22 protein-coding genes are annotated in these 19276 nt (G+C 64.1%); 12 read left to right on the forward strand and 10 right to left on the reverse strand.

What is annotated here, in order from left to right; all coding sequences use genetic code 11:
- The first annotated feature begins 83 nt into the window (after nt 1–83).
- Entirely contained in the window at nt 84–809 is a 726-nt protein-coding gene (locus H6935_12195; protein MCP5279105.1) for a response regulator transcription factor, read from the forward strand.
- On the opposite strand, the gene H6935_12200 is transcribed toward H6935_12195, so the two are convergent.
- Nucleotides 806–1306, reverse strand: a complete 501-nt coding sequence (locus H6935_12200) for a thioredoxin fold domain-containing protein (protein MCP5279106.1) — start codon at nt 1304–1306, stop codon at nt 806–808. The genes H6935_12195 and H6935_12200 overlap by 4 nt on opposite strands.
- A 79-nt stretch (nt 1307–1385) precedes the next feature.
- On the opposite strand from H6935_12200, the gene hemC reads away from it, so the two are divergent.
- The 4 genes from hemC to H6935_12220 are packed head-to-tail and all read left to right on the forward strand — an operon-like array spanning nt 1386 to nt 4639.
- Nucleotides 1386–2318 carry a hydroxymethylbilane synthase gene (gene hemC, locus H6935_12205; protein MCP5279107.1) on the forward strand — a complete coding sequence of 311 codons (933 nt, stop codon included), beginning with the start codon at nt 1386–1388 and terminating at the stop codon, nt 2316–2318.
- Entirely contained in the window at nt 2315–3166 is an 852-nt protein-coding gene (locus tag H6935_12210) for a uroporphyrinogen-III synthase (GenBank protein MCP5279108.1), read from the forward strand. Before hemC ends, H6935_12210 begins: the two co-directional genes overlap by 4 nt.
- Nucleotides 3159–4199, forward strand: coding sequence for a uroporphyrinogen-III C-methyltransferase (locus H6935_12215; protein ID MCP5279109.1), 1041 nt, complete (start codon nt 3159–3161; stop codon nt 4197–4199). Before H6935_12210 ends, H6935_12215 begins: the two co-directional genes overlap by 8 nt.
- Complete coding sequence (locus H6935_12220; GenBank protein ID MCP5279110.1) at nt 4196–4639, forward strand: heme biosynthesis protein HemY; 444 nt, start codon at nt 4196–4198, stop codon at nt 4637–4639. Before H6935_12215 ends, H6935_12220 begins: the two co-directional genes overlap by 4 nt.
- 33 nt (nt 4640–4672) lie before the next feature.
- On the opposite strand, the gene H6935_12225 is transcribed toward H6935_12220, so the two are convergent.
- Nucleotides 4673–5554: a CDP-6-deoxy-delta-3,4-glucoseen reductase gene (locus H6935_12225; GenBank protein ID MCP5279111.1), complete on the reverse strand. Its 882-nt coding sequence runs from the start codon at nt 5552–5554 to the stop codon at nt 4673–4675.
- Here H6935_12225 and H6935_12230 point away from each other — a divergent pair.
- Entirely contained in the window at nt 5522–6583 is a 1062-nt protein-coding gene (locus H6935_12230) for an SDR family oxidoreductase (protein ID MCP5279112.1), read from the forward strand. The genes H6935_12225 and H6935_12230 overlap by 33 nt on opposite strands.
- Before the next feature lie 37 nt (nt 6584–6620).
- Here H6935_12230 and H6935_12235 read toward each other — a convergent pair whose 3' ends face one another.
- From H6935_12235 to H6935_12245, 3 genes are all read right to left on the reverse strand, one after another.
- Entirely contained in the window at nt 6621–7595 is a 975-nt protein-coding gene (locus H6935_12235; GenBank protein ID MCP5279113.1) for a hypothetical protein, read from the reverse strand.
- Between the two features lie 118 nt (nt 7596–7713).
- A complete protein-coding gene (locus tag H6935_12240) occupies nt 7714–8919 on the reverse strand; it encodes a DUF1343 domain-containing protein (protein MCP5279114.1) in 1206 nt (401 codons plus the stop codon).
- Nucleotides 8916–9452, reverse strand: coding sequence for a DOMON-like domain-containing protein (locus H6935_12245; protein MCP5279115.1), 537 nt, complete (start codon nt 9450–9452; stop codon nt 8916–8918). The genes H6935_12240 and H6935_12245 overlap by 4 nt, the downstream gene beginning before the upstream one ends.
- A gap of 191 nt (nt 9453–9643) precedes the next feature.
- On the opposite strand from H6935_12245, the gene H6935_12250 reads away from it, so the two are divergent.
- Nucleotides 9644–10339: a PEP-CTERM sorting domain-containing protein gene (locus H6935_12250; protein MCP5279116.1), complete on the forward strand. Its 696-nt coding sequence runs from the start codon at nt 9644–9646 to the stop codon at nt 10337–10339.
- Between the two features lie 59 nt (nt 10340–10398).
- Here the strand turns inward: H6935_12250 and H6935_12255 are convergent, their stop codons facing one another.
- Complete coding sequence (locus H6935_12255; GenBank protein ID MCP5279117.1) at nt 10399–10842, reverse strand: hypothetical protein; 444 nt, start codon at nt 10840–10842, stop codon at nt 10399–10401.
- Between the two features lie 132 nt (nt 10843–10974).
- Here H6935_12255 and H6935_12260 point away from each other — a divergent pair, with 132 nt between their 5' ends.
- Both H6935_12260 and trxA read left to right on the forward strand, forming a co-directional pair.
- The gene (locus tag H6935_12260; protein ID MCP5279118.1) at nt 10975–11244 is read left to right on the forward strand and encodes a hypothetical protein; all 270 of its coding nucleotides are present in this window, start codon (nt 10975–10977) and stop codon (nt 11242–11244) included.
- A 496-nt stretch (nt 11245–11740) separates the two neighbouring features.
- The gene (gene trxA / locus H6935_12265) at nt 11741–12109 is read left to right on the forward strand and encodes a thioredoxin (protein MCP5279119.1); all 369 of its coding nucleotides are present in this window, start codon (nt 11741–11743) and stop codon (nt 12107–12109) included.
- Here the strand turns inward: trxA and H6935_12270 are convergent, their stop codons facing one another.
- Complete coding sequence (locus H6935_12270; GenBank protein ID MCP5279120.1) at nt 12110–13183, reverse strand: hypothetical protein; 1074 nt, start codon at nt 13181–13183, stop codon at nt 12110–12112.
- Between the two features lie 13 nt (nt 13184–13196).
- Nucleotides 13197–13853 (reverse strand): DnaA regulatory inactivator Hda, encoded by a 657-nt coding sequence (gene hda, locus H6935_12275; protein MCP5279121.1) that lies wholly within the window; start codon nt 13851–13853, stop codon nt 13197–13199.
- A gap of 94 nt (nt 13854–13947) precedes the next feature.
- Between hda and nadA the strand changes: the two genes are divergently transcribed.
- The 3 genes from nadA to H6935_12290 all read left to right on the forward strand — a co-directional run bounded on the left by nadA (nt 13948) and on the right by H6935_12290 (nt 16717).
- On the forward strand, nt 13948–15021 hold the full coding sequence (nadA, locus tag H6935_12280) for a quinolinate synthase NadA (protein MCP5279122.1): 1074 nt from the start codon (nt 13948–13950) through the stop codon (nt 15019–15021).
- 95 nt (nt 15022–15116) lie between these two features.
- Nucleotides 15117–15539 (forward strand): large conductance mechanosensitive channel protein MscL, encoded by a 423-nt coding sequence (gene mscL / locus H6935_12285; GenBank protein ID MCP5279123.1) that lies wholly within the window; start codon nt 15117–15119, stop codon nt 15537–15539.
- Between the two features lie 143 nt (nt 15540–15682).
- Nucleotides 15683–16717 (forward strand): OmpA family protein, encoded by a 1035-nt coding sequence (locus H6935_12290; protein MCP5279124.1) that lies wholly within the window; start codon nt 15683–15685, stop codon nt 16715–16717.
- Between the two features lie 65 nt (nt 16718–16782).
- Here H6935_12290 and tldD read toward each other — a convergent pair whose 3' ends face one another.
- A complete protein-coding gene (gene tldD / locus H6935_12295) occupies nt 16783–18228 on the reverse strand; it encodes a metalloprotease TldD (GenBank protein ID MCP5279125.1) in 1446 nt (481 codons plus the stop codon).
- Between the two features lie 79 nt (nt 18229–18307).
- Nucleotides 18308–19174 (reverse strand): carbon-nitrogen hydrolase family protein, encoded by an 867-nt coding sequence (locus H6935_12300; GenBank protein MCP5279126.1) that lies wholly within the window; start codon nt 19172–19174, stop codon nt 18308–18310.
- Nucleotides 19175–19276 lie beyond the last annotated feature (102 nt).

Here is a 19276-nt window from a genome sequence, read left to right on the forward strand (position 1 = left end):
GTTCGCCGGAAAATCATGACAGGGATGGATTATGACAAAGGAGACTTCCGCCTTCGTTCTGATTTCACCCCCGGGGTCCGGGCGTGAGTGATCCCCTGCGCCTCATCCTGGCGGATGACGAGCCCGTTGCCCGGGAGCGCCTCAAGGCCCTGCTGGCGGACCTGGCGGGTGAACTTCCCGTGGAGGTGGTGGCAGAAGCCGCCACCGGGGAAGCCGCCCTGGCCAAGTGCGCCACGGTGCTGGCCGATGTCATCCTGATGGACATCAACATGCCAGGCATCACCGGCCTGGACGCGGCCCGGCACATAGCCGCCCTGCCCCATCCTCCCGCCGTCATCTTCGTCACGGCCCATGAGGAACACGCCCTGCGGGCTTTTGATCTGCGGGCGGTGGACTATCTGTTGAAGCCCGTGCGGCTGAATCGTCTGAAGGAGGCGCTATCCCGGGTGCCACGCCGTGCCCCCGCAGCCAGCCGCAGCCACATGACTGCCCAGGAACGGGGCCGCGTGTGGCAGATCCCAGTGGCGGACGTGCTCTATCTGCGGGCCGAGCAGCGCTACGTCACGGCCCGCACTCGGGAGCGGGAATACCTGCTGGACGAGTCCCTGGTCAAGCTGGAAGAAGAGTTTTCCGAGGCCTTCCTGCGCATCCACCGTAACTGCCTTGTGGCCCGCCAGCACGTGCTGGGCTTCAAGCGCATCCATGATGCCGAAGGGGGGCACTGGGTCACTCTGCTGCGGGACTGGCCTGAACAACTGCCCGTCTCCCGGCGCCAGGCCCACGTGGTCAAGGACTTCGACCCGGGTTAGCGCAAGGTGGTGCTGCCGCCCCTGACCTTGGCCAGGGCGGCGTCGATGGCCTGGTCCAGGTAGTAGCCGTAGTAATCCACGGTGGTAAGCCCCACCAGGGGCTTGCCCAACTGCCTGCCGTTCTTGTCGAACAGCACCACGGTGGGCACCATGCGGATGCCCTGCTCGCTGCTGAACTTGCGGTGGTCGTCCACCGTACCGTCAAAGTCCTTCACCGTGGTGAAGCCCGTGTTGTCCACCCGGCGCATCACCAGCTTGTTCTGGTAGTCCGGGTTGCGGCTCATGGGGATGAGGAACTCGTTCAGCACCTGCTCGCAGTAGCCGCAGTATTCGCCGGAGAACATCACCAGCACGACGCCGTTCTTCCTGTCCGCCAGCCTGCCGTCCTTCTGCAGGTTGCGCGCATAGGGCACGCCTTCCTCAGCCCATGCGGGCTGGAAGGGGGTGGCCAAGGCCCATGCTACAATCGCCGACAGAAATACAAGTCTTTGTTTCATCGCCGTTTTCCAAGATTCATAAACATTCTAGTCAGGCTTTCGTACAAGCCCAATAGTTCGTCTGCCCTAGGTCACATATATGAACAATAAGATCGTCATCGCCACCCGGGAGAGCCAACTCGCCCTCTGGCAAGCGGAACACGTCAAAGCCCGCCTCATGGCCCTGCACCCCGGCCTGGAGGTGGAACTGCTGGGCATGACCACCCAGGGGGACCAGATCCTGGACTCCCCCCTGTCCCGCATCGGCGGCAAGGGGCTGTTCGTGAAGGAACTGGAAGTAGCCATGGCGGAAGGCCGTGCCGACCTGGCCGTGCACTCCATCAAGGACGTGCCCATGGACCTGCCAGAGGGCTTCGAGCTTACCGCCATCTCCCAGCGGGAAGATCCACGGGACGCCTTTGTCTCCAACGCCTACGCCCGCCTGGCCGACCTGCCCGACGGCGCCAGGGTGGGCACCTCCAGCCTGCGTCGCCAGGCCCAGCTTCGCGCCCACTTCCCCCACCTGGTGATCGACACCTTGCGGGGCAACGTGAACACCCGCCTGCGCAAGCTGGACGAGGGCCAGTACGATGCCATCATCCTGGCCGCCGCAGGCCTCAAGCGCCTTGGCTTCCAGGACCGCATCCGTGCAGAGATCCCGCCAGAGGAAAGCCTGCCGGCGGTGGGCCAGGGCGCCCTGGGCATTGAGATCCGCAGCGGCCGACCGGATATCGCCGCCCTGCTGGCTCCCTTGAATGACCCCGAGACCGCAGCCTGCGTGCGGGCCGAGCGCGCCATGAGCCGCCGGCTCCAGGGCGGCTGCCAGGCCCCCATCGGCGGCTTCGCGCAAATAAGGGATGGACGGATTCATCTGCGATCCTTCGTCGCCGACCTGGAGGGCATCCGCTTCTACCGCAGCGAAACCTCGGGCGCCATGGACGACCCCGAGGCGGTGGGCCTGGCCGCGGCTCAGGACCTGATCAGCCAAGGCGCGGATACCCTGCTGGCGGAAATCATCCACCGCAACCCATGACCCCCTCGAGTCGTTCACCGGGCCGCCCCAAGAACGACTTGGCCTCCACGGGGGGTGGCCCGGGGACAGACCCTTCCGAAGTTCCTCTGGCGGGTCTCGGCGTCCTGGTCACACGACCCCGGGAACAGGCTGCCGGCCTGGTACGAAGACTTGAGCAACTGGGGGCCCGCCCGATACTCTTCCCCGCCCTGGCGATCCTGCCCCCCAGCGATCCGGCCCCGCTGCAGGAACTCCTCGCCCGCCTGGACCGCTTCGACCTGGCCATCTTCATCAGCCCCACTGCCGCCCAGCGGGGCTTGGCGGCTGTCAAGACTTGCTGCTCCTGGCCTAAGGGACTGGCCATGGCCGCCATAGGGCAAGGTACGGCCCAGGCCCTGGGCGCCCTGGGTTTCACTCAAATCCTGGAACCGGATGACGGCGCCGACAGCGAGCATCTGCTGTCCCTGCCAGAGTTGCAGCAGGTATCCAGCCGGCATGTCGTCATCTTTCGCGGCGAGGGCGGCCGGGAGACCCTGGCCGAGGCCCTGCGGGCGCGGGGTGCCCAGGTAGCCTACGCCGAGTGCTACCGCAGGGGTATGCCGGAAATGGCGAACACATCCTCCATCCTGGAGTCCTTCAGGACCGGCGATATACAGGCAGTCACCGCCTACAGCAGCGAGACCCTGGACAATCTGTGGCAACTCCTCGGCGACGCCGGCCGGCCTTTCCTGATGAAGACGCCCTTGTTCGTTCCTCATCCGCGCATCGCGAGCCACGCCAAGGCGCTTGGAGTTCTGACGGCGATCGCCCCCCTGCCCCCCGGGGCAGAACTCACAGCCAGCCTTGTGGAATACTTCACCCATGACTGAAGAACCCATCCTCACCTCACCGCCCACTTCCCCCACTGGAAAGCCCGCCAGCCGTCACGGCTGGATCGCCCCCACCGCTTTGGTGCTGGCCCTGGTGGCCGTGGCGGGCGCCGTGGCGGTGGGCTGGCAGGGTTACACCCAGATGCGCTCCCTGGAGGTGCAGCTGGCCCGGCGCATCGGCGAGTTCGATACCGCCAGCCGGGACGCCCGGGCCGCGGCCAAGGCCGCCAACGAGGCCCTGGCTGACCTGCAGAACCGTCTCATGACCTTGGAGAACCTGGCCCAGGAAACCCAGAACCAGCAGGTGGCCCTGAACGCCATGTACCAGGAGCTGGCCGACAGCGCCGACGAGCGGGTGGTGGCAGACATCGAGCAGACCCTGCTGTTGGCCCAGCAGCAGTTGCAGATGGCCGGCAACGTCAAGGCCGCCCTGATCGGCCTGGAAGCGGCCAACGACCGTCTGGTGAAACTGGCCAAGCCCCAGTTCGCTCCCCTGCGCCAAACCATCCTGCAGGACATGGAACGGCTGAAACTGTTGCCTGCAGCGGACATAGACGGTGTGAGCGCGCGCCTGGAGGCCCTCATGCAGGCCGTGGACAACCTGAAGACCGAGGCGGACAGCGAGCCCGCGCCGCCCGCCGCCGCGCCCCCTCGAAGCGGTACCCTGGACACCCTGGGCGCCTTCAGCCGGGACGCCTGGAACGAGATCAAGGGCATGTTGCGCATACGCCGCCTGGACCATCCGGAACTGCCCTTGCTGACCCCGGCGCAGAGTTATTTCCTGCACCAGAACCTGAAGATGCGCCTGCTCTCCGCCCGCCTGGCCATGATCCAGCGGGATGAGGCCACCTTCCGCGGCGACCTTGGCCAAGCCCGCGCCTGGGTGGAGCGGCACTTCAGCCGCCACGACCCGGCTACCCAGGCCTTCCTGGCCAGCGTGGGCGACCTGCTCCAGGCCCCCGTGGCCCTGAAGGACGCTCAGATCAAGGCCAGCCTGAAGGCCGTGCAGGCGGTGCGCGGAGGCAAGGAATGAGGACGGCCTTCTGGATCCTGACCCTGTTCGCCCTCGCGGTGGCCATCACCCTCATTGCCCGGCTGGACCAGGGCTATGTCATCGTCGTGTTTCCACCCTGGCGCCTGGAGATGTCTTTCCTGCTGACGGTGGCCTTGCTGGCGGGCGGCTTCGTGTTGGCGAGTTTTCTGCTGCATCTTGCACGTACCGCCCTGCGTCTACCGGAAGACCTGCGCGCCTGGCGCCAGAACCGCCACCAGACCGCCGCCGATCATGCCCTGCTGGATGCCCTTCGAGCCCACTTCGCCGGCGACGAGCGCAAGCTGCGCAAGGCCTTGAAGAAGGCCCGGGACTGCCACGCCCAGGACCTGCTGGAGAAACTCCAGCTCCCACAGTCCATCGAGGACAAGCCCAAGACCGCTGAAATCCCGGGGCAAGGCATTACACCCCCGCCCGGTTGACGCAGGCCGCCCCGCGGCATGGGGGGCCGGGCCTCAGGTGGACGGCTGGAAATCGAAGGAATCGGAAAAGAAGGCGTCCTCGGGCAACCCCCTGGCTGAGAACGACTTTCGGGCCGCATCCACCATGGCCGGCGCACCGCACACATAGGCTTCATAGCCCGACAAATCCTCGAAATCCGCCAGCACGGCCTCATGCACGTAGCCCGTGCGGCCCGACCAGTTGTCGCTCGCCGCCGGGGCGGACAGCACGGGGATGAAGCTGAAGTTCTTGTGGGCCTGTTGCCAGCCGGCAGGCACCTGAGGCTCATACAGGTCCACCAGGGCCTTGGCGCCCCAGTAAAGCACCATCTCCCGATCCACCTCATGGTGGAAGGCATGGGCCAGGATGCTCTTGATGGGAGCGAAACCCGTGCCGCCTGCCAGGAAGAGAACGGGCTTGGCCAGGCCGTCCGCCGGCTCCCGCAGGAAGAAACTGCCGTGGGGACCGGAGATGCGCATGATGTCCTTCACCTTCATGGTGTTGAACACGTGGTCCGTGAACTTGCCGCCGGGCACATGGCGGATGTGGAGTTCCAGCAGGGCATCCGCCTCCGGCGTGTTGGCCAGGGAGAAACTGCGCCTGGTGCCGTCCTTGAGCAGAAAATCGATGTACTGGCCTGGCAGGAACTGGAGCCGCTCGTTGGAGGGCAGCTTGAGCCATAGGGCCATCACGTCCGGCGCAAGATTCTCCATGCGCTCCACGCGGCAGGGCAGGGTCTTTACGGGAATGTCCTTCACAGCCCCCACTTCCTTCACCTCGATGGTCAGGTCGGACTGGGCCTGGGCACAGCAGAACAGGGCCAGGCCCTTGGCCTTGTCCTCCGCCGTCAGGGCGCCTTCCTGATGCACGCCGTAGTCCACCGCCCCGGAAAGCACCTTGCCCTTGCAGGCCCCGCAGGCGCCGTTGCGGCAACCGTAGGGCAGGGCAAAGCCGGCGTTGAGGGCGGCGCCCAGCAGAGTCTCGCCCTCGTTGACGGTAAACTGATGGCCGCTGGGCTGTATCGTGACCTGGTAAGACATCAAACAATCCTCTCGAACACACTGCATATGCGAATTCTCATCGTCGGCTGCGGCGACGTGGGCCTGAGGGCAGCCCGGCTACTCCGGGGCCATGCCCGCCTGTATGCCCTGGCCCGGTCCAGGGAACGCCATGACGAACTGCGCGCCGCTGGCGTCACTCCAATTGGGGGCGACCTGGATGACCGCAAGAGCCTGGCCCGCATCGCCGCCCTGGCGGACCGGGTCCTGCACTTCGCGCCGCCCCCCACAGAAGGCGAGACCGACCCTCGGACCAAACGTCTGCTGGCTGCCCTGGGGCGAGCCAGTTTATCAGTGTCGTTGGTCTACATCAGCACCAGCGGCGTCTACGGCGACTGCAGCGGCGCGGTGGTGCCGGAGACCTGGCCTTCCCGCCCCAACAACACCCGCGCCAAACGCCGGGCCGACGCGGAGGCCCGCCTGCGCCGTTTCGGCAGTGGCGGTCCCAGGGTCAGCATCCTGCGGGCACCCGGCATCTACGCTCAGGACCGCATGCCTGCAGAGCGGGTCAAGAAAGGGCTCCCCGCCATCCTTGCCAAGGACGATGTGTACACCAACCACATCCACGCGGATGACCTGGCGCGCCTGGCCGTCACCGCCCTGTTCCGGGGCCGTCCCAACCGGCTCTACAACGCCGTGGACGACAGCGGCCTGAAGATGGGCGACTGGTTCGACGTGGTGGCGGACCACCTGGACCTGCCAAGGCCACCCCGCCTGAGCCGGGCGGAGGTCATCGCCGCCGTCACCCCGGCCATGCGCACGTTTTTGACAGAGTCCCGCCAGCTCTCGAACCGGCGCATCAAGAAAGAATTGAGCTTCCAACTACGCTACCCCACGGTGCGGGAAGGGCTCAAACACCAGGGGTAAGTCGGGCTGAGCAGCGCGACATCCAGCTTTGGAAATGCTACCGCACCAAGCTTTGCAGATGGGCTCTCAGCCCCTGTTCATTTACGAAGGTAAGGTCATACATGCTGCCTAGACCAGCAGCCTGATCGTCAGGCAAACCCGCAACACAGATAACAAATTGGGCTTTGTTAAGCCCCAACCTTTTTCGCAGACCGACATACTTGTCGATGAGCGGTCTGAATTCACCTGACTTGCATTCGATGCATACCGGCATCTTTTCATTCAGGATGCAGAACACATCCAGTTCATGGGCGTCTTCATTGGAAAACGTAAGCGTTAGATTTCGCGTACAGGAAAGACGAGCACGTGACTCCTGGCTCAGTTCCAGCACCTGCATCAACGCAAACCATTCCAACCATTCTCCGGCAAAGAAACTCTGGATCTGCGGTGACACCTGCACGCCCAGACGGACAATTTTTTCGGGCTTCTGATAAAAATATTTTGAGGCAAAGGAGTAGTCGTAAAGCTGTCGACAAAAGGCCGCGATGGATTGGGCCTCCTTCTGGGCGCGCTTAGACAAGTTGAAATTTACGCTGGTGTGGTTCTTGGTCTGGGCATATCGAATCTGGTCCACCACCATCTTGAACAACTCGTAATTCCTCCCGATCTCGACAGCCACCTCATCAAAAAAACCTGTGGTGTCGACGGCTCTGTGATTTGGCTGGATCTTGATGCTCTTGGTCGTGAACCAGTCATGGATCGGACCGTGCTGCAGATCAGAGCTGATCAGGTCTGTGTTGTAGACGTTGATACCCTCCAGAGCGGTAGAGCGACCTTGTTCCTGGGGTTCCTCCTTGGTTCTATCTTCCACCGCATCCGTCACTGCCTCAGCCCGCTTAAGAGAGGCCTGCATCGAAAAGTATTTTTCCAAAACCTTGCGCACAAAGAACACCGTGTCGTGGACAGTGCTGGGTTGTCCGCATTGGCGGCAATCCACTGTCATACCCACGCTGTCTTGGGCAAGTTCAGCCACGTGTCCACACTTGTTGCATCGATAAATTGCCATTTTTGCTCCCTGATTCTCTTTGGCATTTAAGTCAATGTAGGAATGTATTAGCTCTACAACACCAACGTCCGCTTGGGGTCCACACTCAGCTATACAAAAGCACTGCTTCCCGCATATTTAACCAAGCAACCTCATCTTTCTTAGTCAAGGCATCCAGATCAACGGGTTGCGCCGATGGATCATCGACCCACCGGCGCAGCAACTCGCTGCCGTTGATGAGGTCGATGGCCAGGCGGTCGTGCTCGTACTCGTAGTGGAAGTCCCGCCAGAGGGGATATTCTGGCCGCAACAACCGCAGTGCCTTGAAGGCCAGGGCCTGGAGCCGCCAGGGGCGGAAGGCGGCATGGTTGTAATGCCCCGCCTCCACATGGATCTGCACGCCAGAACACAACCGGCCCGCGTGCTTGTGGAAGGTGGGCTCGAACCAGCATTCCCGAAGGCGGCAGCCCTGCAGCCACTGGGGCGCCAGGTCGTGCATCCTGGCAATCACGGCACGGGCATCCATGTCCGGTGCGCCGAATAGCTCCAGGGGCCGGGTGGTGCCCCGCCCTTCCGACAGGGTGGCGCCTTCCAGCATCACCGTGCCCGCATAGCAGCGCGCCATGGACAGGTTGGGTGCGTTGGGACTGGGGTTGATCCACTCCCTCTCAACCAGGGGCCAGCCGTAGCCCGGTGCCGCGTCCGGCTGCCAGCCCTGCATCTCTATGACGCGGTAGTCCACGTCCAGCTTCAGTTCATTGATGAACCAATGGCCCAGTTCCCCCAGGGTCAGGCCGTGGCGCATGGGCATGGGCCCGGCACCGACGAAACTCTCCCAGCCGGCCCGCAGGGTCAGGCCCTCCACGGGACGACCGGCGGGGTTGGGCCGGTCCAGCACCCACACGCTCTTGCCATGCTGCGCGGCGGCTTCCAGCACGTAGCGCAGGGTGGTGATGAAGGTGTAGATGCGGCAGCCCAGGTCCTGGAGGTCCACCAGCAGCACGTCGAAGGTGTCCATCATGGCGTCCGTGGGCCGGCGCACTGTGCCGTACAGGCTGAACACGGGGATACCGTGCACCGGGTCCTGGAAATCCGGCGACTCCATCATGTTGTCCTGCTTGTCGCCCCGCAGGCCGTGCTGGGGACCGAAGGCGGCGGTGAGCCTGATCTCCGGCAGGGCCGCCAGGGCATCCAGGGCATGGGTCAGGTCTTCCGTGACGGAGGCGGGGTGGGCCAGCAGGGCCATGCGTTTGCCCTTCAGGGGGGCACGCAGTTCAGGTTCCCGCAGCAGGCGGTCGAGGCCGAATTTCATGGACGCGAGAAAGTCAGGGCGAAGTTGTCGGTATGGTGGAAATCCGGCTCGCCCGGCGGATGCCGCGGGGACCAGAAGGACAAGCCGCCGTCGACGTCCTCGATGACGGCGGTGATACCCAAGCGTAGCAGCGTGCCCTTGGGCAGGGCCTCGGCGGGAAGCTTGCATTTCAGCGTGATCCGGCCGTCTTTGTCGATGCGCCCCATAGTTGGAGCGGGGGCCAGCGCCAGCGGGCCGCCCTGGCGGTAGTCGGTGAAGGCATAGGCCTGCCATTGGCCGGAGGGGGAGAAGTTGAATTCCCGGTAGGCGGGGGCGTCCTCGCCCTGGAGGAAGGCCTCGAGGCAGGTACGTTTCCACAGGTCCTTCCCCCGGGCGGGAGTCATGGCCGGTGGGATGCGAAGGGCCGCCAGGTCTGCCTTGAGGGTGTAGGTAAGAATGAGGTCTCCGGATGGGGCGAGGTGCACGTTCACCTCGATGCCACGGACGGCATCGCAGGGGGTGTCGGGGTGGGGGATGAGTTTGTGTGCATCCATGGTCCGGGATGATAGAGGGTTGCCCGGGGAACATGCACGCAGTACAGCAATTCAGCCTGGAAACCTCCGTTGGGCGCACCCAAAGGTGGTCTGGTGTCCATAACATTCGACGCGGTAACATCAATGCCGTGGTTCACGTGTAAATCGAGCACGGTTCCGATCAAATAAAAACCATCCAGACAGGGAGTGCCATGCATACCAAATCCGTTGCCATCGCCCTCATCGTCGGGGGCTTCTCCATGCCAGCCTTGGCCGGCATCCCCCTCGCCAGCAGCACATTCGCAACCGATGCGGAGGGCTGGGGCGGGCTGACCACCACAGGCTCGCCCGACTGGTCCGTCGTGGCATCGGTCGGTCCATTGCCAGACATGGACGGTAACCCCGACTTCTCCGGCTCGATCGTGCTGATAGATCCCGACAACCATTGGACTTATTTCAGTGCTCCGGCAACATTCCTGGGGGACAAATCGTCCGCTTTTGGTGGCACCCTGTCTTTCGATTATTCCGTATTCACACCTGGCACCGGCTATGCCAACGAAGCGGAGGTGGTTCTCAAGGGCGCAGGCATGACGCTGGTCTATGACGCCACATCCAGTCTGCTTTACACCACACCCATCAGCTGGAGCCACATCGAAATCACCCTTTCCGGCGGTGGTTGGCGGGTCGGCGACATATTCTCGGGGGCCCCTGCCTCCAACGCCCAGTTGCTTGCCGTGCTTTCCGACCTGGATGCCCTGTGGATCAACGCCGAGCATTACACACCCGAAATGGAAGCCATTGCCCTTGACAATGTCGTGCTGTCAGCTCCGGTCCCGGAACCGAGAACCTGGATAATGATGGGGCTAGGGCTGGCCCTCCTAGGACGCCTTTTCAAGAGGCAAGCGTAGGTTGGCCTGAACCCACGTTGAGCCCCGCTGACCCCTTGTGAAAAAGGGAGGAGACAGACTCAGCCCGCGGGCATGTCCTTGAACAACGCCAAGGTCACCTCCCGCGCCCGCGCATGGTCCACGATGGGTAACGGGTAATCCCGCCCCATCACCACCCCAAACCCCACCTGCTCCGCCACCGACATCTTCCAGGGCGCATGCAAAAACCGATCCGACACCCCCGCCAACTCCGGCACATACCGCCGAATGAACCGCCCCTCCGCATCGAACCGCTCCGACTGGGTCACCGGATTGAAGATGCGAAACCAGGGCTGGGCATCCGTGCCCACCCCGGCACTCCACTGCCACGCCCCCACGTTGGCCGCCAAGTCGTAGTCCAATAATTTGTCTGCGAAGTAGCGCTCGCCCCAGCGCCAGTCCACATGCAGGTCCTTCACCAGGAAGCTGGCGGCGATCATGCGCAGGCGGTTGTGCATGTAGCCCGTCTGGTTGAGTTGGCGCATGGCTGCGTCCACGATGGGGTAGCCGGTGCGGGGCCTCACACCATGCCTCGCACTGGCCTGTGATCATGGGTGCCCGTCGCAGGGCCATTCCTCCGGATAAGTTCCCGAGTACGCCTGGCGGCGCCAGGCTTCATGGAGCGCCTGCTTCAGTGGCTGCTCACCCGGCATCCAATTCGTTGCGCGGGTTATTTCATTAACCGGCGGGACATCGCCTTTGCCTGGCAATCTTCAGTCCTCCATGCAATTACCACCTTCCACTTTCTGCATGCTCGGGCTGAAGTGATCGAGCTCACACACAAAGTTATATGTTGGGCGGCATGGTTCTGTCTGACTGTTGAAAGTTTGACAGGGGTGTCGAGACGTTCATCAGATGAATTTTCCGTGCCGCAAGGAGTTTTTTAATAATTGCTTAAAAGTTAATGAGTTGTGCGCGCCAATCTGATTTCTGTCCATGGCATGGATCGTGCTTCCCGGTGGTAGCCATTTGGTCTAACCAGGGGAGTCAAATGATTCAATCTCAACAGGACAAAGTGGAAGTAACGGTAGTCGCGGGCTTGGATGGTACGGATCACATTTCCCTCAGAGTTGGGGACGGAAGCGAATCCAGGTTGCTGAGTCTGACGCCAAGCCAAGCCAGGCTCCTGGCCACGGAATTGATTGCCGCGGTGAATCGTGCCGAAGTCAAAGCCAACCTGAAGATGGGTTCGAACATGTGGAGAAAATCGGGGGAGCACCGCCCCCGTCTGGCAACGGCGGGGTGACAGCGAAAGTGCTCTCCACTAGATAGGCGTAAGAGTTTTATCCCTCCTTGAGCGTGGTAACATGCCTAGACCGGCCTTAGAGCCGGTCTTTTTTTTGCCTTTGCTAGAAGGGCGCAACGAGATAACAGAGGTGGCCCATGCCCGTATTGGAACTGAACGACGAAAACTTTGAGCAGACCGTTCTCAACAACGACTTTGTCGTGATCGATTTCTGGGCGCCCTGGTGCGGTCCCTGCCGCGGCTTCGCGCCCGTGTTCGAGGCCGCCGCCGACAAATATGCGGACATCACCTTCGCCAAGGTGAATACTGAAGAACAACAGGGACTGGCCGGCCATTTCCAGGTCCGCTCCATTCCCACCCTGATAATCTTCCGCGAGAAGGTCATCATTTACGCCCAGCCCGGAGCGTTGCCCGCCGGTGCCTTTGATGATCTCATCACACGGGCCCGGGAGGTGGACATGGCTCAGGTGCACGCGGAAATCGCGGCGGAAGCCAACAAGGGCTGATTACAGTTCAAGCAGTTCGATGACGCGCCGGGCAATGGCCGGCGCGCCTCCGATATCCGGGGGGGTGGGGCGCGGGCTCGCCCAAACAGATTCCAGCGCGCCGCCCAGCGCCGGTGTAAACAGCGTCCGCTCGTCGATGGCGCGGGCTCGCGCGTGTGCTTGCAGCCAAGGCGCCAGCCAGGCCGTTTCCGGCCAGTCCGGCCGGTCCAGATACAGTACGGGCAATCCCAGGCCCGCCGCCTCCACGAAACTGCCGTAACCCACCTTGGTGACCAGGGCGTCGCAAGACGCAAGCAGGTCCGCGAAGGGCAACCCGACTTCCTGAAAGGACCGTATGTCCTCGCGTTGCTGCCGCGGCCAGGTGTCGGGCACCAGCCAGACAACCCCCGGGAGGTGGGGCAGGGGGGTGGTGCCTTCATAGGCCACGCCGCCGAACCCCAGCATGACCAGTTTTGCGTCCGGCCTCAGACCCAGCCCGCCATCGATTTCCCCTCTCCGACATTGGCCCAGGTGCGCGACGGGGGGCGCGGGCTCCAGATTGTTCATCCACGCCATGGGCAGGCCTGGTGCCAGGCGCAGGAATGCGCGAGCATCCAGATAGGCTGCACGCATGTCCGCGAAGGCCTGGGCCAGTTCATGGGCGTCCCCAAGGTAGTGATGGACGATATCCAGCCAGTTGAGCGAGCAGAATCCCAGAGAGGGGATGCCGGCCTTGCCGGCAGCCGCCAGGGGCAGGTAGGCCGCGTTGCTCAGCACCGCTGTCACATGCTCACTGCCCAGCCAGTCCGCTTCCCTGGCCACGCGCGCGGGCCATTGCCCATGGAGCTCCCGATAGGCATGGAGACTCCCCTGTCTGTCCACGCGCACCGCGTCCCTCATCAGCAAGCCCGGATCCGCACCTTCGTGGCGATGGTCGAAGCGTATGCGGATACGCTGCTCGAGGGCTTGCCTCGGCAGGCCGGACCAGATCAGCCAGTCCAGGTCGGGCCGCATCATGGCCAGGGCATTCAGCACGGGCGCGGCCTGGGCCAGGTGTCCCAGGCCGTGGTGGCTGATGGCGCAGAGTAGTCTCATCGTCTGAACGGGTTCAGGCGGATGCCTGCAGCAACTCCTTCAGGAGAGGCAGGGACACGGGCCGTTTCCGGCTCAGGGAAAGGGTGTCCAGGGCATCCACCATGGCCAGCAGGCGGGGCAGGTCCCTGCGGCAATGGGTCAGCATGTAGCGGATCAGGTCGTCGCCAAGCCGCAGACCATGGGACTCGGCGCGGATGCCCAGGGCCAGGGCCTTGTCTGCGTCGGAAAGGGGCTGGATGCGGAACACCAGGCCCTGGGCCAGGCGGGTGGCCAGGTCCGGGCGTATGTCCAGTTGTCCCGGAGGCAAAGAACCGGCGACCACCACCCGGCCTCCCAATTCCCGAGCGGCATTGAGAAGGGAGAAGAGGCGTATCTGGTCCGCTTCGTCGAGGTTGTGCACGTCGTCCACGGCCAGCAGCGCGGAGTCGGTCTCCGGCAAGGGGCCGGCGTGGCAGACCCCAGCGCCGGCGTGGCGGGCCCAGGCCTGGAGAAGATGACTCTTGCCCACGCCGCTCTCGCCCCACAAGTAGATCACGTGTTCTCCGGAGAAGGCCTTGGCCGGGCCGTTCATGGAGCGAAGTCCAGCCGTTACCTCGGCATTGGGTCCCGGCAGGTAATTGTCAAAACCGGGCGGGTCGTCGGGGCGTATGTCGAGAATCAGTTGTCGCATGGGCCAAGTCTATCAGCGCAGTCAACGAGCATCCCGCTTGACAGGCCCCCACCCCCCCTCTAAAACCGAAATCCCGATCATTCACGTACTGTCCATGTCGTCCCCATCCTCCTCCGTCCCCCATGCCCATGCCGTCAAGGATGTTCCCCCCGTCGTGGAGGAGCATCTGGAGCCTGGCGAGCGGCAGACACTCATCGCCCGGATCAAGCGTCTGCTGGCGGAACAGGATGCTGTCCTGGTGGCCCACTACTACACCGCCGCTGACCTGCAGCGCCTGGCTGAGGAGACGGGGGGCTGCGTATCGGACTCCCTGGAGATGGCCCGTTTCGGCCATGCATCCAAGGCCAGGACGTTGGTGGTGGCGGGCGTGCGATTCATGGGTGAGACGGCCAAAATCCTGAACCCTGAGAAGCGCGTGCTGATGCCGGACCTGGGGGCGGAATGCTCCCTGGACCTGTCCTGCCCCGCCGACGAATTCTCCAGATTCTGCGATGCCCATCCGGACAGGACCGTGGTGGTCTATGCCAACACCTCCGCCGAGGTGAAGGCCCGGGCGGACTGGGTGGTCACATCCAGCATCGCGGTCAAGGTGGCCCAACACCTGGCGGACCAGGGCAAGAAGCTGATCTGGGCGCCGGACCGTTACCTGGGTGACTACGTGCAGCGCACCACCGGCGCAGACATGCTGCTTTGGCAGGGCTCCTGCGTGGTGCACGAGCGCTTCAAGGCCGATGGCATTCGCTCCCTCAAGGCGGAGCACCCCGATGCCGCCGTGCTGGTGCATCCTGAATCCCCCGCCAGCGTCATCGCCCTGGCTGACGTGGTGGGTTCCACCACCCAGCTCATCCGCGCCGCCGGCGAACTGCCCAACCCCGTGCTCATCGTCGCCACCGACAACGGTATTTTCCACAAGATGCGGGAGGCCGCTCCCGGCAAGACCCTGCTGGAGGCACCCACCGGCGGCCGGGGTGCCACCTGCGTTTCCTGTGCCCATTGTCCGTGGATGGCCATGAATGGCTTGAAGAAGCTGTTGCATGTGCTGGAGACGGGCGACAATGAGATCCGCGTGGATCCGGCCGTGGGGCGAAACGCCGTACGCTCCATCAACCGGATGCTTGCCTTTGCCGGCCAGGCTGGCATCACCGTGGCGGGCATGAGCGGGGATTGATCCACTGCCCCATGGGGCTGAAGTCGGTGTGAGCTTGGGCACTGTAGCCAGGTGACAAGTGTGATTTCATGCGAACCACTAATGAGGAGAGCGACATGAGCTTCGTGCAGGAATTCAAGGAATTCGCCATGCGTGGCAACGTGGTGGACCTGGCCGTGGGCGTTGTGATTGGCGGCGCCTTCGGCAAGATCGTCACTTCCCTGGTCCAGGACGTGATCATGCCACCCCTGGGGGCCATGATGGGGGGCGTGGACTTCAAGCAGCTCTTCATCAACCTTTCCAGCCAGAGCTTCGGAACCCTGGCGGAGGCGGAGAAGGCCGGCGTGCCCCTCATCAAGTACGGGGCCTTCATCCAGAGCATCGTCGATTTCACCATCATCGCCTTGGCCATATTCATCGCAGTGAAGGCCATCAACAAGCTCAAGCGCCAGGAGGAAGCACCCGCTCCCGTTGAACCCCCACCCACGCCGGAGGACATCGTCCTGCTGCGGGAAATCCGGGATGCACTGAAAAAATGAAGCCCGGCGCCTGTCCTGGTGTCTGCGCCCCGGAACAGGCCTGCCGATGAGGTCATCCCACCCAGCCTCCAGCCAAACCGAATCCCTCGCGCCATCTTTTCATCGGCGCGGCATCCTGTCCGATCAAACAACAAGGAGCGAACATGCAACTCAAACCGCTTGCTTTCCTCGTACTGCTGACCATGGGTAGCACTGCCCAGGCCGCTAGTTATTACGATCCCACCAATACCGCCAGCAACAGCGGCAAGACCACCGGCTACGAACTGTACAAGACCATCGGCTGTCCGGGTCGCGCCTTGCTGGATCCGCCCTGCCCCGGTGACGTGGCTGCGGCGAAGCCCGCGCCAACGCCCGCTCCCACTCCCGCTGCGGCACCCAAGCCGACGGACAGTGACGGGGATGGTGTCACTGACGACAAGGATCGCTGCCCCAACACGCCCAAGGGCGCCAAGGTGAACGCCCAGGGATGCGAACTGGACGGCGATGGCGACGGTGTGGTGGACCGCCTGGACCAGTGCCCCACCACCCCGGCCGGCCGCAAGGTCAATGCCCAGGGCTGTGAACTGGACAGCGACGGTGACGGCGTGGTGGACGCCCTGGACAAGTGCCCGGGTACGCCCACAGGCGCCAAGGTGAATGCGGATGGCTGCGAGCTGGACGGCGATGGCGACGGTGTGGTGGACCGCCTGGACCAGTGTCCCACCACCCCGGCCGGCCGCAAGGTGAACGCCCAGGGTTGCGAGATGGACTTCGACGGCGACGGTGTGGTGGATGACCTGGATCAGTGCCCCACCACCCCCGCCGGCGACCAGGTGGATGCCAAGGGATGCTCGCTGCCCAAGGTCATCGTCCTGCATGGTGTGAACTTCGACAATGACCTGGCCAACCTGCGGCCCGACGCCATTGCCATCCTGGACGATGCCGTGGCCACCTTGAAGGCCAACACTGGCGTCAAGGTGGAGATCGGGGGCCACACCGACAGCCGCAACTCGGACTGGTACAACCTGGGTCTGGGCGAGCGCCGCGCCAAGGCGGTGATGCAGTACTTCATCTCCAAGGGCGTCGACGCCGAGCGCCTGTCGGCCAAGAGTTATGGCGAATCCATGCCCATCGCCGACAACGAGACGGAGGAAGGTCGCATGCGTAACCGCCGCGTGGAGCTGAAGATCCAGGACTGAGCCACCGCCACCATGCAAAAGGCCGGGTGCACGCCCGGCCTTTATTGTTTCCGGTGTGGCGAGGCTCAGGCGTGGGTGCCGCCCACGGTGAGTTCCTCGATGCGCAGGGTGGGCTGGCCCACGCCCACGGGCACGCTCTGGCCTTCCTTGCCGCAGGTTCCCACGCCCGGGTCCAGCTTCATGTCGTTGCCGATCATGGATACCCGGGTAAGCACGTCCGGGCCGTTGCCGATGAGAGTGGCGCCCTTCACCGGGTAGGTGATTCGTCCGTCCTCGATCATGTAGGCTTCGGCGGCGGAAAATACGAACTTGCCGCTGGTGATATCCACCTGGCCGCCGCCGAAGTTGACGGCGTAGAGGCCCTTCTTCACCGAGGCGATGATTTCGTCCGGATTCCTGCCCCCCGCCAGCATGTAGGTGTTGGTCATGCGCGGCATGGGCAGGTGGGCGAAGGACTCGCGGCGGGCGTTGCCCGTGGGCGACATGCCCATCAGGCGCGCATTCATGCTGTCCTGCATGTAGCCCCTCAGGATGCCGTTCTCGATGAGCACGGTGCGCTGGCTGGGTGTGCCTTCGTCATCCACGTTCAACGAGCCGCGCCGGTCCGGGATGGTGCCGTCGTCCACGACGGTGACGCCGTCGGCGGCCACCCGCTGGCCGATGCGGCCGGAAAAGGCGGAGGAGCCCTTGCGGTTGAAGTCACCCTCCAGGCCGTGGCCGATGGCCTCGTGCAGCAGGATGCCGGGCCAGCCGGAGCCCAGCACCACCGTCATGGCGCCAGCGGGGGCGGGACGGGCATCCAGGTTGGTGAGGGCCTGGCTCACTGCCAGTCGGGCGTACTCCTCGAGCCGGTCGTCGCTGAAATAGCCGTAGTCGAAACGGCCGCCGCCGCCGGCGGAACCCTGCTCGCGGCGGCCCTGGTCCTCGACGATGACCTGCAGCGACACGCGCACCAAGGGGCGCACGTCGGCGGCGCTGCGGCCATCCAGGCGGGTCACGAAGACGACTTCGTATTCCCCCGCCAGGCTGGCGATGACCTGGGTGACCCGGGGATCCTGCTTACGGGCGTAGTCCTCCAGACGGTGCAGCAGGGACACCTTGTCGGCTTCGGAGAGAGTGGCCAGGGGGTCAGTGGGGGCATACAGGCTGCGACCTTCCACCCGGCCCGGCACGCGGGCGGTGGCTGACCGGCCAGCGGCGGCGATGGCCCGCACCGTGTCGGCCGCCTCGCGGATGGCGGGCAGGCGGATGTCGTCGGAATAGGCGAAGGCGGTCCTGTCACCCACCACGGCGCGCACGCCAACGCCCTGGTCGATGCTGAAGCTGCCGGACTTCACCTGGCCTTCCTCCAGGCTCCAGGCCTCGGAGCGGGTGTACTGGAAATAGAGGTCGGCATTGTCCACCCGATGGGCGGCGAGCTGTCCGAAGATGCCGTCCAACTGGGCGGCATCCACGTCGTTGGGGGCCAGCAGGGTGGCATCGGCGGCGGCGAAATGGGGCGATGAAGTCATGGGTATGGGCGCGGGGTAGGAATGTAGATGGGTGGGGCGGGGCCCCGAATGGTTCCGGCCCGTCACCTGCCGGGGGCGTTCACGCTTTGATGATTTCCACCTTGGTCTTGCCGCGGCAATCCAGGGTGCGATGCTTCAGGGCCGGCAGGCTCTTGCGCAGGCCTTCCTGATAGGTGGGGTTGATGGCGGCCACTACCACGCCGGAGCCCCGGGGCAGGCGGTCCAGGATGTTGCCCCAGGGATCCACGATCATGGAATCGCCGTGGGTCTCCCGGCCGGATACATGGTAGCCACCCTGGGCGGGAGCAATGACATAGGCCAGGTTCTCGATGGCCCGGGCCCGCACCAGGGTTTCGAAATGGGCCTTGCCCGTGGTGGCCGTGAAGGCGGAGGGCACCAGGATGATGTCCACGTCGCCCATGGCCCGGTACAGCTCGGGAAAGCGCAGGTCATAGCAGATGGACAGGCCGATGCGGCCAAAGGGGGTGTCCACCACCACCACCTGGTCGCCGGCCTCGATGGTGTTCTGCTCCTTGTAATGCTCGGTGCCCAGGGCCAGGCCGAACAGGTGGATCTTGTCGTAGCGGGCCACCTGGCGTCCCTTGTCGTCGTACACCAGGCAGCTGTTGCGCACCTTCTTGGGATTGTCGCAGGCCAGGGGTACGCCCGCGCCAGCCAGCCAGATGCCGTGCTTCTTGGCCTGGGTGGCGAGGAATTTCTGGATCGGACCCTTGCCCGCAGTTTCCCGGGTAGCCACCTTGTCCGTGTCCTTCAGGCCCATGATGGCGAAATATTCCGGCAGGACCACCAGTCGCGCCCCCGCCCCCACCGCCATGCCGATGAGGCGTTCCGCCTCTGCCAGGTTGGCGGCCACATTTGGGCCGGAGGCCATTTGCACGGCCGCCATGCGTACGATGCTATGGGCTTCCTTGCCGGCTTCCGGCATCGGCCTGGCCACCGCGCGGGTACGGGCCTTGGCGAAGCTGGAGGTCTTGGCGGTGCTCTTGGTGGGGCGGTTCACGGGCGTTTCCTGACTGCGCGGGAGGAA

Source organism: Thiobacillus sp. (assembly GCA_024235835.1).
In the GTDB taxonomy this organism is placed as follows: domain Bacteria; phylum Pseudomonadota; class Gammaproteobacteria; order Burkholderiales; family Thiobacillaceae; genus PFJX01.

Bases quoted from the DNA above. Each gene is read 5' to 3' on its own strand.
- H6935_12215 (MCP5279109.1), top strand. From the start codon at position 3,159: ATGACTGAAGAACCCATCCTCACCTCACCGCCCACTTCCCCCACTGGA.
- H6935_12270 (MCP5279120.1), bottom strand. From the start codon at position 13,183: ATGAGACTACTCTGCGCCATCAGCCACCACGGCCTGGGACACCTGGCC.
- H6935_12250 (MCP5279116.1), top strand. From the start codon at position 9,644: ATGCATACCAAATCCGTTGCCATCGCCCTCATCGTCGGGGGCTTCTCC.
- H6935_12300 (MCP5279126.1), bottom strand. From the start codon at position 19,174: ATGCCGGAAGCCGGCAAGGAAGCCCATAGCATCGTACGCATGGCGGCC.
- nadA (MCP5279122.1), top strand. From the start codon at position 13,948: ATGTCGTCCCCATCCTCCTCCGTCCCCCATGCCCATGCCGTCAAGGAT.
- H6935_12200 (MCP5279106.1), bottom strand. From the start codon at position 1,306: ATGAAACAAAGACTTGTATTTCTGTCGGCGATTGTAGCATGGGCCTTG.
- H6935_12210 (MCP5279108.1), top strand. From the start codon at position 2,315: ATGACCCCCTCGAGTCGTTCACCGGGCCGCCCCAAGAACGACTTGGCC.
- H6935_12220 (MCP5279110.1), top strand. From the start codon at position 4,196: ATGAGGACGGCCTTCTGGATCCTGACCCTGTTCGCCCTCGCGGTGGCC.
- H6935_12240 (MCP5279114.1), bottom strand. From the start codon at position 8,919: ATGAAATTCGGCCTCGACCGCCTGCTGCGGGAACCTGAACTGCGTGCC.
- H6935_12245 (MCP5279115.1), bottom strand. From the start codon at position 9,452: ATGGATGCACACAAACTCATCCCCCACCCCGACACCCCCTGCGATGCC.
- H6935_12255 (MCP5279117.1), bottom strand. From the start codon at position 10,842: ATGCGCCAACTCAACCAGACGGGCTACATGCACAACCGCCTGCGCATG.
- mscL (MCP5279123.1), top strand. From the start codon at position 15,117: ATGAGCTTCGTGCAGGAATTCAAGGAATTCGCCATGCGTGGCAACGTG.
- hda (MCP5279121.1), bottom strand. From the start codon at position 13,853: ATGCGACAACTGATTCTCGACATACGCCCCGACGACCCGCCCGGTTTT.
- H6935_12290 (MCP5279124.1), top strand. From the start codon at position 15,683: ATGCAACTCAAACCGCTTGCTTTCCTCGTACTGCTGACCATGGGTAGC.
- H6935_12230 (MCP5279112.1), top strand. From the start codon at position 5,522: ATGCACGCCGTAGTCCACCGCCCCGGAAAGCACCTTGCCCTTGCAGGC.
- tldD (MCP5279125.1), bottom strand. From the start codon at position 18,228: ATGACTTCATCGCCCCATTTCGCCGCCGCCGATGCCACCCTGCTGGCC.
- H6935_12260 (MCP5279118.1), top strand. From the start codon at position 10,975: ATGGAGCGCCTGCTTCAGTGGCTGCTCACCCGGCATCCAATTCGTTGC.
- trxA (MCP5279119.1), top strand. From the start codon at position 11,741: ATGCCCGTATTGGAACTGAACGACGAAAACTTTGAGCAGACCGTTCTC.
- hemC (MCP5279107.1), top strand. From the start codon at position 1,386: ATGAACAATAAGATCGTCATCGCCACCCGGGAGAGCCAACTCGCCCTC.